Below are 13,667 nucleotides of genomic sequence, written 5' to 3'. Positions count from 1 at the left end.
ATTAGATTTTGTTATTGAATAACTAATTTATTACTGAAATTTTTACCTTGTGTTTCGGTTTTTGTAATATAAATCCCAGCTGGAAGATCTACATCAATAGTATTTCTTCCTTCATTTAAATCGAAATTTTGGATAAACATGCCATTGATAGCTAATATGCTTATTGTGCCGCTTTCAGCCATCTCGATATTGATTTTTCCCTTGCTCGGATTCGGATAAATAATAGGTTTTGAAGTAGCGAATCCTGGAACTGATAAGGCATCACAGCCAAAAGGAGTAAAAGTCACCGGTCCTAAAGTGTTGTCATCAACCTGATGGCTGATTACATTTTCGACATCGGCTGCAGTTGGTTCAGTCCCTTCAATCCAGCAATTGTTCATGGCCATGATTGGCAGCGCCGTATTGTTGAATAATGCGTATGTTGCTCCGCCATTTGCATTTTCGGAAAAGACATTGCCTCCTTCGTTCAAGGTAGCCGTATTTGTATCGCCAAGGTTGATTCTTGCCGTTCCGATAACCGTAATTCCCCAAAGATTTCTTCGGATTTGGTTACGGCTGGCAATAATATTCATGGTGGTCGCTACTGAAGCGCTAAGTGAAATACCACTTCCTCCTTGAGCAGGGATATTTTGGGTATTATTATTTTCAATAATATTTCCTCGGATGTATCCTGATGAAGCAGCTCCAATAACAGTAATGCCGTAACGATTGTCTGTAATAATATTGTTGTCGATAATGACTTTAAGCTGACCTCCGCCCAATAGGTTCGACGCTCCAATACCGCCAGTCATGATTTTGGTACGATCGCCTTTTATGGTGTTTCCGACGATTCGTAGTGTATCTGCACCACTCGGACCCATATTGATCTGCGGACGGTTTCCATTGGATTGGTTGTTTCCTTCTAGATAATTGTTGGTCAGTCTTGGAGCAACTGACTGATTAGCTCCTGAATTGAAAGCCGGATAAAAATTGAATAAGAACCTGGAATTGTTGATCAGCGCATTTCCGCCAGTCGAAAAGGTAATGGCTCCGCTTGTCGTTGTTCCGTTCGTATGATATGCCATTACGCAGGACTGCATTTCGAAGTCAGGCGTAGCCACCCGTATTCCTTTTCCGTAATTGATCGTCGTATTCCTGAAATAACCGCTGGAACCTGATTCAAAAGTAATGGTATTGTAGGGTGTGGCGGTGTTTGTTGCTGTAATCGTGATAGCATCAGAATCAGATGTAAAATTTCCCTGCACGGTAATCTGTACATCTGCATTGATGTGTAATGTTACATCAGTATCGATTATGATACTGTCAGTAGGAGCAATCGTAAGGTTTTGTGATAAGGTGTAAATTCCTCCTGTGAGACTTACTGCCGAAGGAGCATTGGCCATCAAATCATCAAGGCTCCAGCTTACTCCGGTATTCGGAGTCGTAAATTGTGCTTTTGCTGCCGTGACAGAAAAAATCACGAACAGCATAAAAAATAATTTTTGTTTCATTTTAAGTATATCAATTGGTTAACCACATAAAATTACAATTTTTTGTAATAGTGGCTGTTAAAAAAGAGAGGATTAAAAGAAGTGTTATCTTTTATTTTTGATAATTTCAGCCAAGAGTTTTTTGGCACGAAGCAGTTTTATCTTCACATTGCTCAAGGGTTCTTGTAGTTCTTCGGAGATTTCCTGATAGCTTAATTCTTGGAAATAGCGGAGTTGGATGACTTCTTGATAGTGAGGTTTGAGTTCTTTGATGAATTGCAGAAGACGTGACAAATTTTGCTCCGTAATCAATTTGTCTTCTGCGGAAGGAGAACTATCGGCAATATTATAAGCCTGATTGTCTTCTTCATCAGTAATATCAACGAAAAGCGTGGATTTTTTCTTGCGGAGCATGTCGATATGGACATTCTTTGCGATAGAAATAAGCCAAGTGTTGAATTGAAAATCAGGGTTGTAGGTGGATATTTTGTCAAAAGCTTTTGCGAAAGTCTCGATTGTAATGTCTTCCGCGTCCGTTTCGTTTTGGGTTCTTTGAAGCATGAATCCGTATACCTCGTTCCAATAATAATCCAATAGAGAAGTGAAGGCAACTTGGTCTCCGATTTTAGCTTTCTCTATTTGTTTTTTTATTTCCAATGTACCGGCTTTGAAAAGATATTTGTTATAAAGATATTCAATTGCGTGAATATAAGCGCAATTTCTATAACAGGATACCAATACATAACGTCTTTTTCTCTTAGTTTATTTGCGCCATAGCCTAAAGAAATCCAAGCAAAGATATATCTTCCGGCCACTATAGGCGTTATAATCATCCAATTGTATTGGAATGCAAGCAGGAGTATTGCCATGACTAGAAAAAGAAACTGTGACAAGAAGAAAATAGCAAGCTGCATTCTGTCAAATGGTTTGTAGAAGGTTGCGGTTGAAACGTGCCTTCTTTTTTGGTCAAACCATTCCTTAAATGATTTTTTCGGTTCAGAAAAAGTGAAGCTTTCGGGCGTAAAGCAAATAGTCGTGTTTTTTCCGCTTGAAGCTTGATTGATGAATAAATCGTCATCGCCAGATCGGATTTTCATATGGTCGATAAATCCGTTTACATTAAAGAATTCTTCTTTTTTGTAAGCCAGATTTCGTCCAACACCCATATACGGATGCTTCATTTTTGCCCATGAAAAATATTGTACGGCAGTCAGCATCGTTTCAAAACGTATGATTTTGTTTAGGAAGGAACCTGCAATTTTCTCATAAGCCCCATAACCGAGGACAATTGTCTTGCTCATGGTGAATTGCGAGCTCATTTCTTTGATCCACTCTTTTGTTGACGGATAGCAATCGGCATCGGTAAACAAAAGATATTCGTTTTTGGCCGCTTTTATTCCTAAGGTAAGCGCGAATTTTTTATTGCCCCAGAAGGCTTCGTTATTCTGTACTTTTACTAAGCGTATGTTAGAATATTGTTTTTCAAATTCCTCGAAAATATCCAAAGTCGAATCGCTTGAAGCATCGTCAATCAAGATAATCTCGTAGTCGGGATAATTTTGCTCTGCCAGAAGCGGGATGAATTTTTTTACATTTTCTTCTTCATTTTTAGCGCAGACAATGACTGAAATAGGAATTCTTTTCGGAGTGCTTTTCTGAGGCTTTGCAAAAGAAAATTTTCCAAAAACAATGATATAGTAGAATAATTGTACAGCTATAACCCCGATAAATGCATAAAAAATAATGTTCAACATATAAGCTTGGTGTCTTTAAAAAATGTGTGCAAAGGTACAATTGAAATGCGGAATTTCAATTCTGAATCTTAATTAAAATTAAGAAAATTATCCATTACGATTTTTATATTTTTTAATTGTTTTTCTGCAGGTTTTCTAACTGTTGATTTGGGTGAATTCTGACCATTTTATTAGCTCGGGTAAAACTTTGTTTGAGAATTCTATATGAATAACGCGTCTCCTTTTTTGGTTTGATGTCCTATTTGAACCGTGCAGAAGCAAAGGTTTCATAAGCATGATGCCGCCAGCTTCAACATTGCAGAAGATTTCTTTTTCATTTGCATAATTGATAGTTTCAGGCCTAAAGATTTTTTTTAGATGTGAGCCATCAATAACTTTTAGAGCACCATTATTTTCATCGGTATCATCAAGATGGATTCTTATAGTAAAAATATTTTCAAGGATATCCAAAGGCGGCTGAACGGCAAATTGATTGTGTTTTGATGTCCAAGGACCGAAACCTTCAATGCTTTCTTTTTTGTCTACAGAAATTGTCAGGTCTTGATGGTAAGCGACGAACCAATTTGATTTTTCTGGTTTGTCGAAGTATATAGATTTGACAATAAAAGCATTTTTTTCAATAGCATTGATAATTGATTTTAGTTTGTCATTAAAAACCATCGACTTTATTTGAGGCAATTCCTTGATGAACTGCCTAATAGCAAATAGATTTTCTGATTTTCTAAAGATTGGACTGGAAGTGTCCTGGCTGTTAATGAACTCTTTGATAGAATTAATTTCCTCTCGCGAATACACAGAATTAATTATCGTAAAGCCTCTTTCTTCAAGCTCTTTTTTGTCTAGAAAGTCATCCATACAGATTTTAAGGATAAAATTTTCTGAATTTTAGATCACGTTCACTTCCGCTTCAATTTCAATGTCGAAAAGCTCTTTTACCGTTTTTTGGATGTCTTTTGAAATATTCAAGATCTCTTGTCCGGTAGCGTTTCCGTAATTGACTAAGACTAATGCTTGGTTTTTATGTATTCCCGCATCGCCAAAACGCTTTCCTTTAAATCCAGCTTTCTCGATGAGCCATCCGGCAGGAACTTTTACTTCGGTTTCCGAGACGCTATAGCTCGGCATTTCAGGATGTAAAAGATGGATTCTTTCGAAATCGCTTTTCGGAATGATAGGGTTTTTGAAAAAACTTCCACTATTGCCTAGTTCTTTAGGGTCAGGCAGTTTGCTTTGGCGGATTGCAATAATTGCATTGCTGACGTCTTTTAGCGTTGGTGTCACGATATCTTTTTTGGTAAGCTCGGCCGCGATATCTCCATACGAAATGTTGATTTTGTGTTTTTGCTTTGTAAGCTTGAAAACGACAGAAATGATGATATATTGGCCTTTGGCTTCATTCTTGAAAATGCTTTCGCGGTATCCGAATTTGCATTCTTCTTTCGTAAACTTCTTGATTTCAAAAGTTTCAATGTTCATCGCTTCACAGAAGACAAAAGTATCCTTGATTTCTGTTCCGTACGCGCCAATATTCTGTATAGGCGTTGTTCCTACATTACCGGGAATCAGCGACATATTTTCCAGTCCGCCAAAATCTTGGCCGATGGTCCATAAGACAAATTCATGCCAGTTTTCGCCGGCTTTGGCTTCAACCCAGACAGTATCTTCTGTCTGCTCAATGATTTTCTTTCCTTTTAGGTCAACGTGGATTGTCAATGCGTCAATGTCTTGGGTCAGCAACATATTGCTGCCGCCGCCAAGAATGAATTTTTTTTGTGTTGGGTTTTCCTGCAGGACTGTTTTGAGTTCTTCAACAGAATGCACCGAAACGAATTGCTTTGCTTTGGCCTCGATGCCAAAAGTATTGTAGTTTTTAAGGGAAAAATTAGCGAGAATTTCCATTATGATGAGGAATAAAAATGAACGGCAAAAGTACTTTAAACGATTTGTAATTCATAATGAACTACTCGGTATTTAGACCGCGAGTTAAAAAATCGTTCAAAGGCTTGGCAGTAATCAATTTTTTTGCGGTTTTTTTGACAAAATCTTTTTCAAATAACGACTTGTCGTCTAGTTTTTGAGATACAGTAAAGCTCTTGAGCTTTAAGAATTCAATTGCCGGATGGTCTTTTTCATAATCTTTTGGAGCTGTTTTTAAGGAATTGGCTTCGGTTCTGTCTAATTCTGGATATATCTTTTTAAAATCTTTGTCGTTTACGATTTCTTCTAAATCTTCATAGAAATAGGCAATTTCTTTGCGTACCTTTTTTAAATCAGCTGCTTCTGGCACATGCAATCCTACTGCGATAAAACTACCTCCTTTTTCGATATGGACATAATAACCAGGAGAATTGCTGCGATTTTGGTCGGTTGTCATCCAGATGCCCATGTGGGTTTTATATGGCGATTTGTCTTTCGAAAAACGAATGTCGCGATTGATCCTGAAAGCACATTTTTTAGGTTCTAGATTTCGGAGTGAATCGTCGAAAGGAACCATTTCCTCTAAAAAATCAGAAATCAGCTGATGGTATTCTTTTTTGTATTCTTCGTAATATGATTTGTTAGCCAAAAACCATTCGCGGTTGTTGTTTTCTTTGAGGTCTTCTAAAAATTGAAGCGTTTTTGGTGAAAGCATTTTGATCGGAATTTAAGTTATGGGCTGTTTTTCAGCCTAACAATATTAAGAAAATTTATTGGATTAGCTTTTGTCGTATTGAGTAATTTTAAAGGCTTTTATTGCAGTACTTTTAGCAATTTTGAATACAATTCTTCTCGATTTATGGGTTTGATTATTAGCTCGTCGGCTTGTATGCTGGACAACTCAATCGAATTCATGTAGCTGTCGCCCGTTATGGCTATGATAGGTGCCATGGCATTTTTGCTATCCATGTTTTTGATGTCTTTTATAAGGTCGATTCCAGAGGCGTTGGCAATCTGTAGGTCGGTCATGATAATGTCGACAGTTTCTTTTTGGAGGCATTCTTTTATCGTATTTTCGGAACTGAAGCCTATCATGGTGAAATTGATATCGGACAATATTTTTTTTACTACTGCCATCACCATAGCGTCGTCGTCTACTACTGCAACTTTGATTTTGGCGTTTCCATAAGTGTTGATCAATTTCATCTGGCTTGTTTCCTGAGAAGCATCTGATTTTTCTAAAAACAGATGGAAAGAAATTTCAGTTCCTTTGCCGAGCTCGCTTTCTACCGCAATTTTTCCGTCGTATAATTCCACGATTTCTTTACATAGGCTAAGGCCTAGTCCAGCACCAAAACCTACTTGTTCGGTATGGTGCTTGCTTTGGTAATATTTGTCGAATATTTTTTCTAAATCTTCTTTTGGAATTCCAGCTCCCGTATCTTGTATTTTTACATCAAACCTGAATTTTTCTCCTATATCAGTAAATTGGCAATACACTGTAATATTCCCTTTTGAAGTAAATTTTATGGCGTTTCCGATCATGTTGTAAAACAGCTGGTGTATTTTTCCGCTGTCAACCCAGACTTCTTTTTCTAAAGAATCATCAACGTGTGAGATCAGGTCTATCTTTTTGGCATCTGCTAACGATCGCAATGATTCCAGTATTGCTGAAACTTCATCTTTAAGGATAATTTTGGAATTGTATACCACAAGCTTTCCGTTTTCATTTTTGAAGAAATCTAAAATCTGGTTCACGGTAATCTGTAGCGAATTTGACGTGAAATTCAACGACTTGGCCATTTCGCTTTGTGAGCTATTCATTTTTGTAGCTTTCAGTTTGTGAGTCAGATTGGAAATAATGCTCAGCGGAGAACGCATTTCATGACTCAACATTCCGATAATACGATTTTTGAATTCCAGATTTTTCTCGGCTTCTATTTTGGCAGCGGCTAATTTCTTTTCGAAATGGTAGGCAAAAATAGAGTAGAGCAGCAGCAGTCCCGTGCATACTGCCATTACTATGATTAAGATGGTAATCAGGCTTCGTTTGTTCCGTAGATTTTCTAATGCTTTTTCAAATTGCAGCTTGTTGGATTCTTGCACCGATTTGTCATATAAAAGGATAATGTCTTGACTGTTTTTCAAGATTTTTTTATTAACAATCATGAGCTCGCGGTCAATTTCTCTTAATTTAGAATAGGTATTTTTCAATCGCCCAAATTCTTTTTCGTAATGCTTTTGTGTGGTATTGAAAATCATAGCCATCTGTTCTTCTGGCGTTCCAGTCTTTTCGACTGAACCGTACATCATGGTCATATAATAATGAAGTTCCTCTTTTTCTACATCATATTTTCCAGCGATAGCGTTGCCGATTCTCGTAAAAAAGCCTTTTCTCTCCACGCCATCTGTAGAACGTATTGTGTCATACGAAATCGAATTCAGGACTTTCTTGTGGTTATAAGGCTTCAGATTAAATTGCTCCAGCTTTTCTTCAGAAAAAGGATCGACTCTGTATTTTATCAATGAGTCTAATTCTTTTCGGAGCACGATAATCTTTTTTTCTTTTTCTTTTTTGCTTTGGATGTTAGGAAGCGCTTCCTCGTCTTTATTCATGACATGGTTAAGGCTGTCCAGATAAGAAGTCATTTTTACGAGCGAATTACGGTATTTATGCAGCGAGTTCAGGTCGTAATTGTACAAGTATTCCATGAAAGAATTTTCTGCATCGAAATAATTTTTTGTCACTTCGCCAGAATAAGTCATCACCAAGCTTTGTTTGCTGGCTTTTTGGAAAGAATCCGCAAGTTCGTTTTCGTTGGTATTTTGATTGTACCATAAAGAAAAAATCAGCACTTGCAATAAAATAACAAAAATAAAAAGTCCGCTGTGGATTGCTTTTCTGTGTTTTAGTGAAGCTAACATTTGTGCAGGTTTAAGTTAAGAAAGCCAATAGTCAGGACGTTTTTCGCATTCAAAAACAAACCGGGGAAGTTTGTAGATTAAAAAAGGTATATAAAATTAAGAAAACTTATGTTAAATGGTAGAATAAGTTCTAATAATTTTAAACATACAATATAGGAGAAAACCGATTTTTCGGAATTAAAGATTGAAAATCTTATAGCTTTGGTGCATTGATTTTATGACAGTTTCCGTGCGTTCAGGATGTGTATCCGATATAAATAACTGTCCAAAATCATCATTATTGACCATTTCGATTATTTTTCCAACGCGAGTTTCATCCAGTTTATCAAAGATATCGTCAAACAACAATATCGGATTTTGCTTGCTTTGCTTTTTGACAAATTCAAACTGAGCCAATTTCAGGGCAATCAAAAAGGATTTCTGCTGGCCTTGTGAACCGAATTTTTTTATAGGATGGTGGTCGATTTCAAAAGACAAATCATCTTTGTGGATTCCTACTGTGGTATAATGCAAGACGCGATCTTTTGCCAGACTTTCTTCAAATAAGGCCAGCAGGTCTTTTTCATGCAACTGACTTTCGTAAACCAGCTGTACTGTTTCAGCATTCCCAGTTATAGCTTGATGGTGCTTGTTGAAAATTGGTATAAAATCTTCTAAGAATTGTTTTCTCTTTTCAAAAATAGAATGTCCCAACTCATGAAGCTGTTCGTTATAGATGCTCAAGGTTGTGCTTTCGAAAACATGATTCAAGGCGAAATATTTCAATAAAGCATTTCGCTGGATGATTACTTTTTGGTATTGAATCAGCTGTTGTAAGTAAGAAGCATCTAATTGCGAAATGACAGAATCAATAAACTTTCTTCGGGTTTCGCTTCCTTCAACAATCAAGTCGCGATCGGCAGGAGAAATAATGACTAAGGGAATAAATCCGATGTGGTCAGAAAACTTTTCATATTGTTTTCCGTTTCTTTTCAGGATTTTTTTCTGTCCTTTTTTTAGGCTGCAGACAATTTGCTCATTCCTTTCGTCTTTTTCAAACTCGCCGTCGATTACGAAAAATTCCTCATCATGTTTTATGTTCTGCACCGCCAATGGATTGAAGTAGCTTTTGCCATAAGACAAATGATAGATAGCATCGAGCACATTCGTCTTGCCAATGCCGTTTTTGCCAACAAAGCAGTTTATCTTGCTGTCAAACTCGAAATTTGCTTCCGAAAAGTTTTTATAATTGAATAAGGATATTTTTTTTAAATACATCTGCAAACGCCAGCTGATAGTGAGAACTTTGTGATTTTTACCATCATTTTTTTAAGAGCGTGCAAATTATTGAAAAATAACGACAAAAACATCTTTTACATTTGAATAAAAATTTTATTTTTGCACCTCACTAAATTAAAAATTAATGGCAACATATAACAAAAGAGGATATAAGGCTCCTAAACCAAAAGAAGAAAACGAATTCGAACCAGACCCAATTGATGCAATATCAGAAAAAGATAGCACGACTGCAGGAGTATTCAATTCTTTAGATGAAGGTGCTTCTAGAACCGAAGAATGGGTTGCTAAAAATCAAAAAGGAATTTTCATCGTTATTGGTGCTGTTGCGCTTTTGGCTGCTGGATACCTTTTATACAAGAAATTTATTGTAGAGCCTAAAGAAGAGGAAGCTACAAACGTAATGTTCCAAGCTCAAAAACATTTTCAAGAAGCAACAGATTCTCAAGACCCAAAGGTGAGCGATTCTCTGTATGCGCTTTCGCTTAAAGTTTCTGAAGGACAGCCAGGATTTATTCAAATCGCTGAGGATTACTCAGGAACGGATGCCGCAAACTTGGCAAACTATTATGCAGGTATGGCTTACTTGAATACTAAAAAATATAAAGAAGCAATTGACTATCTTGAAAAATTTAGCTCAGACGATATGATTTTGTCAGTAGTGGCAAAAGGTGCTATCGGTGATGCCTTTTCTCAATTGAATCAGCCAAAAGAAGCGTTAGAGTATTACATCAAAGCTTCTGAAATGAACCAAAATGATGTGACTACGCCACGTTTCTTATTGAAAGCGGGTCAGACTGCTTTAGTGTTGAAGCAAAAAGAAGTAGCGTTGAAATATTTCACTGAAATCAAAGAGAAATATGAAACTGCTCCTGAAGCGATGAATATTGATGCAATGATTGGATTGGCACAATAATTAGATTTCAGTTTTCAGATTTCGTTTTTGGGAATCTGAAAAAACTGAGTCGCAACCAAATTACAATGGCTACAGCTAATAAAAACTTATCAGAATACGATAAAAATACGATCCCAAGCGCGAAAGATTTTCGGTTTGGGATTGTTGTTTCAGAATGGAACGACAAAATAACGGAAGGCCTTTTTTCGGGTGCGGAAAAAGCGCTTTTAGACTGCGATGCTTTGTCGAGTAATATTGTTCGTTGGAATGTTCCAGGAAGTTTTGAGCTTATTTATGGCGCAAAACGAATGATAGAGACACAAAACGTCGATACAGTTATTGTTATCGGATGCGTAATCCAAGGCGAGACCAAACATTTCGATTTTGTCTGCGAAGGCGTTACTCAAGGCATCAAAGACCTGAATGTTCAGACGGATGTTCCTGTTATTTTCTGCGTACTAACAGATAATAACGAACAACAGTCAATTGACAGAAGTGGCGGTGTTCATGGAAACAAAGGAACTGAAGCGGCAATTGCGGCTATAAAAATGGCTTATTTGAGACAACAGTCTTCAAAATAAAAGGAATTAACCCAATAGATGAAGCCTATTTCCGTTATCAGAAATAGGCTTTTTTATGTGAAAAACTTTCGGGTTTTCCTATTTTCTAATTTTTCAATTGTTATATTAATTATGTAACTTTGGAAGTCAACAAATTTACAGAATGTCGAGTATAATTCAATTGCTTCCCGATCATGTCGCCAATCAGATTGCTGCTGGAGAGGTCGTCCAAAGACCTGCATCCGTAGTAAAAGAGCTTCTTGAAAATGCGGTCGATGCAAAAGCCACAGATATCAAGCTGATTATTAAGGATGCCGGAAAATCACTGGTGCAGGTCATCGATAACGGACTAGGAATGAGCGTTACCGATTCTCGTTTGTGCTTTGAGCGCCACGCTACTTCAAAAATCCGCGTGGCAGAAGATCTGTTCTCGTTGCATACGAAAGGTTTCCGCGGCGAAGCTTTAGCTTCTATTGCTGCAATTGCCCATGTGGAAATGAAAACCAGGCAAGAACAAGATGAATTGGGAACGCACCTGATTATTGAAGGAAGCAAATTTGTTTCTCAAGATGTGGCCGTTTTGCCAAAAGGGACGTCTTTTTCTGTAAAAAATCTTTTCTTTAATATTCCGGCAAGGAGAAATTTCCTGAAATCGGACACAGTAGAGCATCGCCATATTGTCGATGAATTCCAAAGAGTTGCGTTGGCTCATCCTAACATTCATTTTACGATGTATCATAACGGGAGCGAGCTTTTTAACCTTCCTGCGTCAAATTTCCGTCAGCGTATCGTGAACATTTTTTCAGGAAAGACAAATGAAAAATTAGTTCCGGTACAAGAAAGCACTGAAATAGTAGGCATACAAGGCTTTGTCAGCAAACCCGAATTTGCAAAGAAGAATAGGGGAGAGCAATTTTTCTTCGTCAACGACCGTTTTATTAAAAGCGGCTATTTGCATCATGGAATCATGGCAGCGTATGAAGGGTTGCTGAAAGACGGTTGCCAGCCAAGTTATTTCATCTATTTAGATGTGCCTCCGAATACAATCGATATCAATATCCATCCAACAAAAACGGAAATAAAATTTGACGATGAGCATGCGCTGTATGCTATTTTGCGTTCGTCTATAAAACATAGTCTTGGCCAATTTAATGTGGCACCCGTTTTGGATTTTGACAGAGATTCAAACCTTGACACGCCATACGATTACCAAAATAAGGAAGCTTCAATGCCGTTAATTCAGGTGGATGCTAATTTTAATCCTTTTGGAAATCCTGCGCCTACAAAATCGTATACAAGCGGAAGTGGTCACAGTAGCAGCCATAGCGGAGGAGGAAGCTCTTATAGAAAACCGGAACCTTCAAACTGGGAAAGCTTGTATGTAGGATTGAAACAGGACACAGAAACTATTACCGAAATCCAAGATATTCAGTTTGAGTCGGAAGAAGTGACAGGTTCTCTTTTTGACGAAAAGGAAGTAGAAGAAGCAGTTTATAGGACGTACCAGATTCACAAGAAATATATCGTCAGTCCGATTAAATCGGGGATGGTAATTATCGATCAACAGCGAGCGCATCAAAGAGTCTTGTATGAGCAGTTTTTGACCAACATGACTGTCAATCAAGCTTCGAGCCAGCAATTGCTATTTCCGTTGAATCTTTATTTTTCTTCTTCGGAGATAAGCCTTATTTCGGAATTGGAGCAATCATTGGTTAATACCGGATTTGTATTTGAAGAAGTTAATGAGGACAGCGTTGTTATTTCTGGTTTGCCAGTCAATGTGACAGAAAGTGAAGTCTCGATCCTGCTGGAACAGTTATTGAGTGACTTGCAGGACGGCATTCCTGAAAGCAGCTTTAGCCAAAATGACACGATTGCAAAATCGATGGCGAAAAGCCTTGCCGTAAAGACAGGAACTTATTTGACCGAGAAAGAACAAGAAAATCTCGTGAACGGGCTTTTTGCCTGCAAAGAGCCGAATGTTTCGCCTTTTCATAAACCTACCTTTATCACGATGCGTGTTGAAGATTTAGACAAAAAATTTGCAATATGATGAATATCACGCCTATAGTCAAGCAGCTACTGATTATAAATATTATATTTTTTATTGGAACACAGATAGTCGGCGATTATGCAGAATATCTTTTCGCACTTTTCTATCCAGAAAATGACCATTTCCAATTCTGGCAACCGATAACCCATATGTTCATGCATGGAAACATCATGCATATTTTCTTTAATATGTTTGCTTTATTTTCTTTTGGAAGCGCTTTGGAACATTTTTGGGGAGGAAAGAAATTCTTGTTTTTTTATGTTTCTTGTGGTTTAGGTGCTGCTTTGTTGCAGATAGGAGTTAATTATTTAGAAATGCAGCAAACACTGGAAGCAGTTCGTTATTTAGGTTTGTCTGATAATTCTTTGCATCAGATTCTAAATGTGAACTTTTCAGATGGAACTGCTTACCGAGGCGAATTGTTTTTTAATGGTATCAAGCCAATTTTAGAAGAAGCTGGAAAGACAAATCTTACTGATGCAGGGTTCAAGAGCTTGTTTAATGCTGCCATGTTGAATCAAACTCCAATGGTTGGAGCTTCTGGTGCGATTTACGGGTTGTTAGTGGCTTTTGCTTTTATGTTTCCAAATGCTGAATTGATGATGTTTTTTATACCGATTCCTATCAAGGCCAAATACTTTGTTCCAGGATTATTAGCTGTCGATTTGTTTTTAGGAACTTCAGGAAAATCTTTATTTGGCGATGGACCAGGCGGTGTTGCCCACTTTGCACATATCGGCGGAGCCATAATAGGATTCTTGATGATGTGGTATTGGAAGAAAAATCAATTTCATAACAATCGCTGGAGTTAATCTTTTG

At 37.4% G+C, this 13,667-nt stretch carries 12 protein-coding genes; 4 read left to right on the top strand and 8 right to left on the bottom strand.

The window, feature by feature from the left end:
- Positions 1-11 precede the first annotated feature (11 nt).
- The 8 genes from OLM56_RS16970 to recF form a co-directional block, all read right to left on the bottom strand.
- Positions 12-1,490, bottom strand: coding sequence for a T9SS type A sorting domain-containing protein (locus OLM56_RS16970; RefSeq protein WP_264527814.1), 1,479 nt, complete (start codon positions 1,488-1,490; stop codon positions 12-14).
- Between the two features lie 84 nt (positions 1,491-1,574).
- Positions 1,575-2,126 carry an RNA polymerase sigma factor gene (locus OLM56_RS16965; RefSeq protein ID WP_264527813.1) on the bottom strand — a complete coding sequence of 184 codons (552 nt, stop codon included), beginning with the start codon at positions 2,124-2,126 and terminating at the stop codon, positions 1,575-1,577.
- Positions 2,117-3,223: a glycosyltransferase gene (locus OLM56_RS16960; protein ID WP_264527812.1), complete on the bottom strand. Its 1,107-nt coding sequence runs from the start codon at positions 3,221-3,223 to the stop codon at positions 2,117-2,119. Before OLM56_RS16960 ends, OLM56_RS16965 begins: the two co-directional genes overlap by 10 nt.
- A 135-nt stretch (positions 3,224-3,358) precedes the next feature.
- A complete protein-coding gene (locus OLM56_RS16955; protein ID WP_264527811.1) occupies positions 3,359-4,078 on the bottom strand; it encodes a phytanoyl-CoA dioxygenase family protein in 720 nt (239 codons plus the stop codon).
- 30 nt (positions 4,079-4,108) lie between these two features.
- Entirely contained in the window at positions 4,109-5,122 is a 1,014-nt protein-coding gene (murB, locus tag OLM56_RS16950; RefSeq protein WP_264527810.1) for a UDP-N-acetylmuramate dehydrogenase, read from the bottom strand.
- Between the two features lie 61 nt (positions 5,123-5,183).
- Positions 5,184-5,855: a DUF2461 domain-containing protein gene (locus OLM56_RS16945; RefSeq protein ID WP_121374945.1), complete on the bottom strand. Its 672-nt coding sequence runs from the start codon at positions 5,853-5,855 to the stop codon at positions 5,184-5,186.
- 98 nt (positions 5,856-5,953) lie between these two features.
- On the bottom strand, positions 5,954-8,065 hold the full coding sequence (locus OLM56_RS16940) for a hybrid sensor histidine kinase/response regulator (protein ID WP_264527809.1): 2,112 nt from the start codon (positions 8,063-8,065) through the stop codon (positions 5,954-5,956).
- A 177-nt stretch (positions 8,066-8,242) separates the two neighbouring features.
- Complete coding sequence (gene recF, locus OLM56_RS16935) at positions 8,243-9,322, bottom strand: DNA replication/repair protein RecF (protein ID WP_264527808.1); 1,080 nt, start codon at positions 9,320-9,322, stop codon at positions 8,243-8,245.
- Between the two features lie 145 nt (positions 9,323-9,467).
- Here recF and OLM56_RS16930 point away from each other — a divergent pair, with 145 nt between their 5' ends.
- The 4 genes from OLM56_RS16930 to OLM56_RS16915 all read left to right on the top strand — a co-directional run bounded on the left by OLM56_RS16930 (position 9,468) and on the right by OLM56_RS16915 (position 13,660).
- A complete protein-coding gene (locus OLM56_RS16930; RefSeq protein ID WP_264527807.1) occupies positions 9,468-10,256 on the top strand; it encodes a tetratricopeptide repeat protein in 789 nt (262 codons plus the stop codon).
- Between the two features lie 65 nt (positions 10,257-10,321).
- Entirely contained in the window at positions 10,322-10,816 is a 495-nt protein-coding gene (ribH, locus tag OLM56_RS16925) for a 6,7-dimethyl-8-ribityllumazine synthase (RefSeq protein WP_264527806.1), read from the top strand.
- 142 nt (positions 10,817-10,958) lie between these two features.
- The gene (gene mutL / locus OLM56_RS16920) at positions 10,959-12,848 is read left to right on the top strand and encodes a DNA mismatch repair endonuclease MutL (protein ID WP_264527805.1); all 1,890 of its coding nucleotides are present in this window, start codon (positions 10,959-10,961) and stop codon (positions 12,846-12,848) included.
- On the top strand, positions 12,845-13,660 hold the full coding sequence (locus OLM56_RS16915; protein WP_264527804.1) for a rhomboid family intramembrane serine protease: 816 nt from the start codon (positions 12,845-12,847) through the stop codon (positions 13,658-13,660). The genes mutL and OLM56_RS16915 overlap by 4 nt, the downstream gene beginning before the upstream one ends.
- The last annotated feature ends 7 nt before the right edge of the window (positions 13,661-13,667 follow it).

This window comes from Flavobacterium sp. N2550, from assembly GCF_025947265.1.
GTDB classification, from domain to species: domain Bacteria; phylum Bacteroidota; class Bacteroidia; order Flavobacteriales; family Flavobacteriaceae; genus Flavobacterium; species Flavobacterium endophyticum.
The sequence above is the reverse complement of the archived record's forward strand: the minus strand, read 5'-3'. Positions and strand labels throughout refer to the sequence as shown.

Coding starts and splice junctions, on each gene's coding strand:
- OLM56_RS16970 (WP_264527814.1), bottom strand. CDS start 1,490: ATGAAACAAAAATTATTTTTTATGCTGTTCGTGATTTTTTCTGTCACG.
- recF (WP_264527808.1), bottom strand. CDS start 9,322: ATGTATTTAAAAAAAATATCCTTATTCAATTATAAAAACTTTTCGGAA.
- OLM56_RS16955 (WP_264527811.1), bottom strand. CDS start 4,078: ATGGATGACTTTCTAGACAAAAAAGAGCTTGAAGAAAGAGGCTTTACG.
- OLM56_RS16915 (WP_264527804.1), top strand. CDS start 12,845: ATGATGAATATCACGCCTATAGTCAAGCAGCTACTGATTATAAATATT.
- OLM56_RS16945 (WP_121374945.1), bottom strand. CDS start 5,855: ATGCTTTCACCAAAAACGCTTCAATTTTTAGAAGACCTCAAAGAAAAC.
- mutL (WP_264527805.1), top strand. CDS start 10,959: ATGTCGAGTATAATTCAATTGCTTCCCGATCATGTCGCCAATCAGATT.
- ribH (WP_264527806.1), top strand. CDS start 10,322: ATGGCTACAGCTAATAAAAACTTATCAGAATACGATAAAAATACGATC.
- OLM56_RS16940 (WP_264527809.1), bottom strand. CDS start 8,065: ATGTTAGCTTCACTAAAACACAGAAAAGCAATCCACAGCGGACTTTTT.
- OLM56_RS16960 (WP_264527812.1), bottom strand. CDS start 3,223: ATGTTGAACATTATTTTTTATGCATTTATCGGGGTTATAGCTGTACAA.
- OLM56_RS16930 (WP_264527807.1), top strand. CDS start 9,468: ATGGCAACATATAACAAAAGAGGATATAAGGCTCCTAAACCAAAAGAA.
- murB (WP_264527810.1), bottom strand. CDS start 5,122: ATGGAAATTCTCGCTAATTTTTCCCTTAAAAACTACAATACTTTTGGC.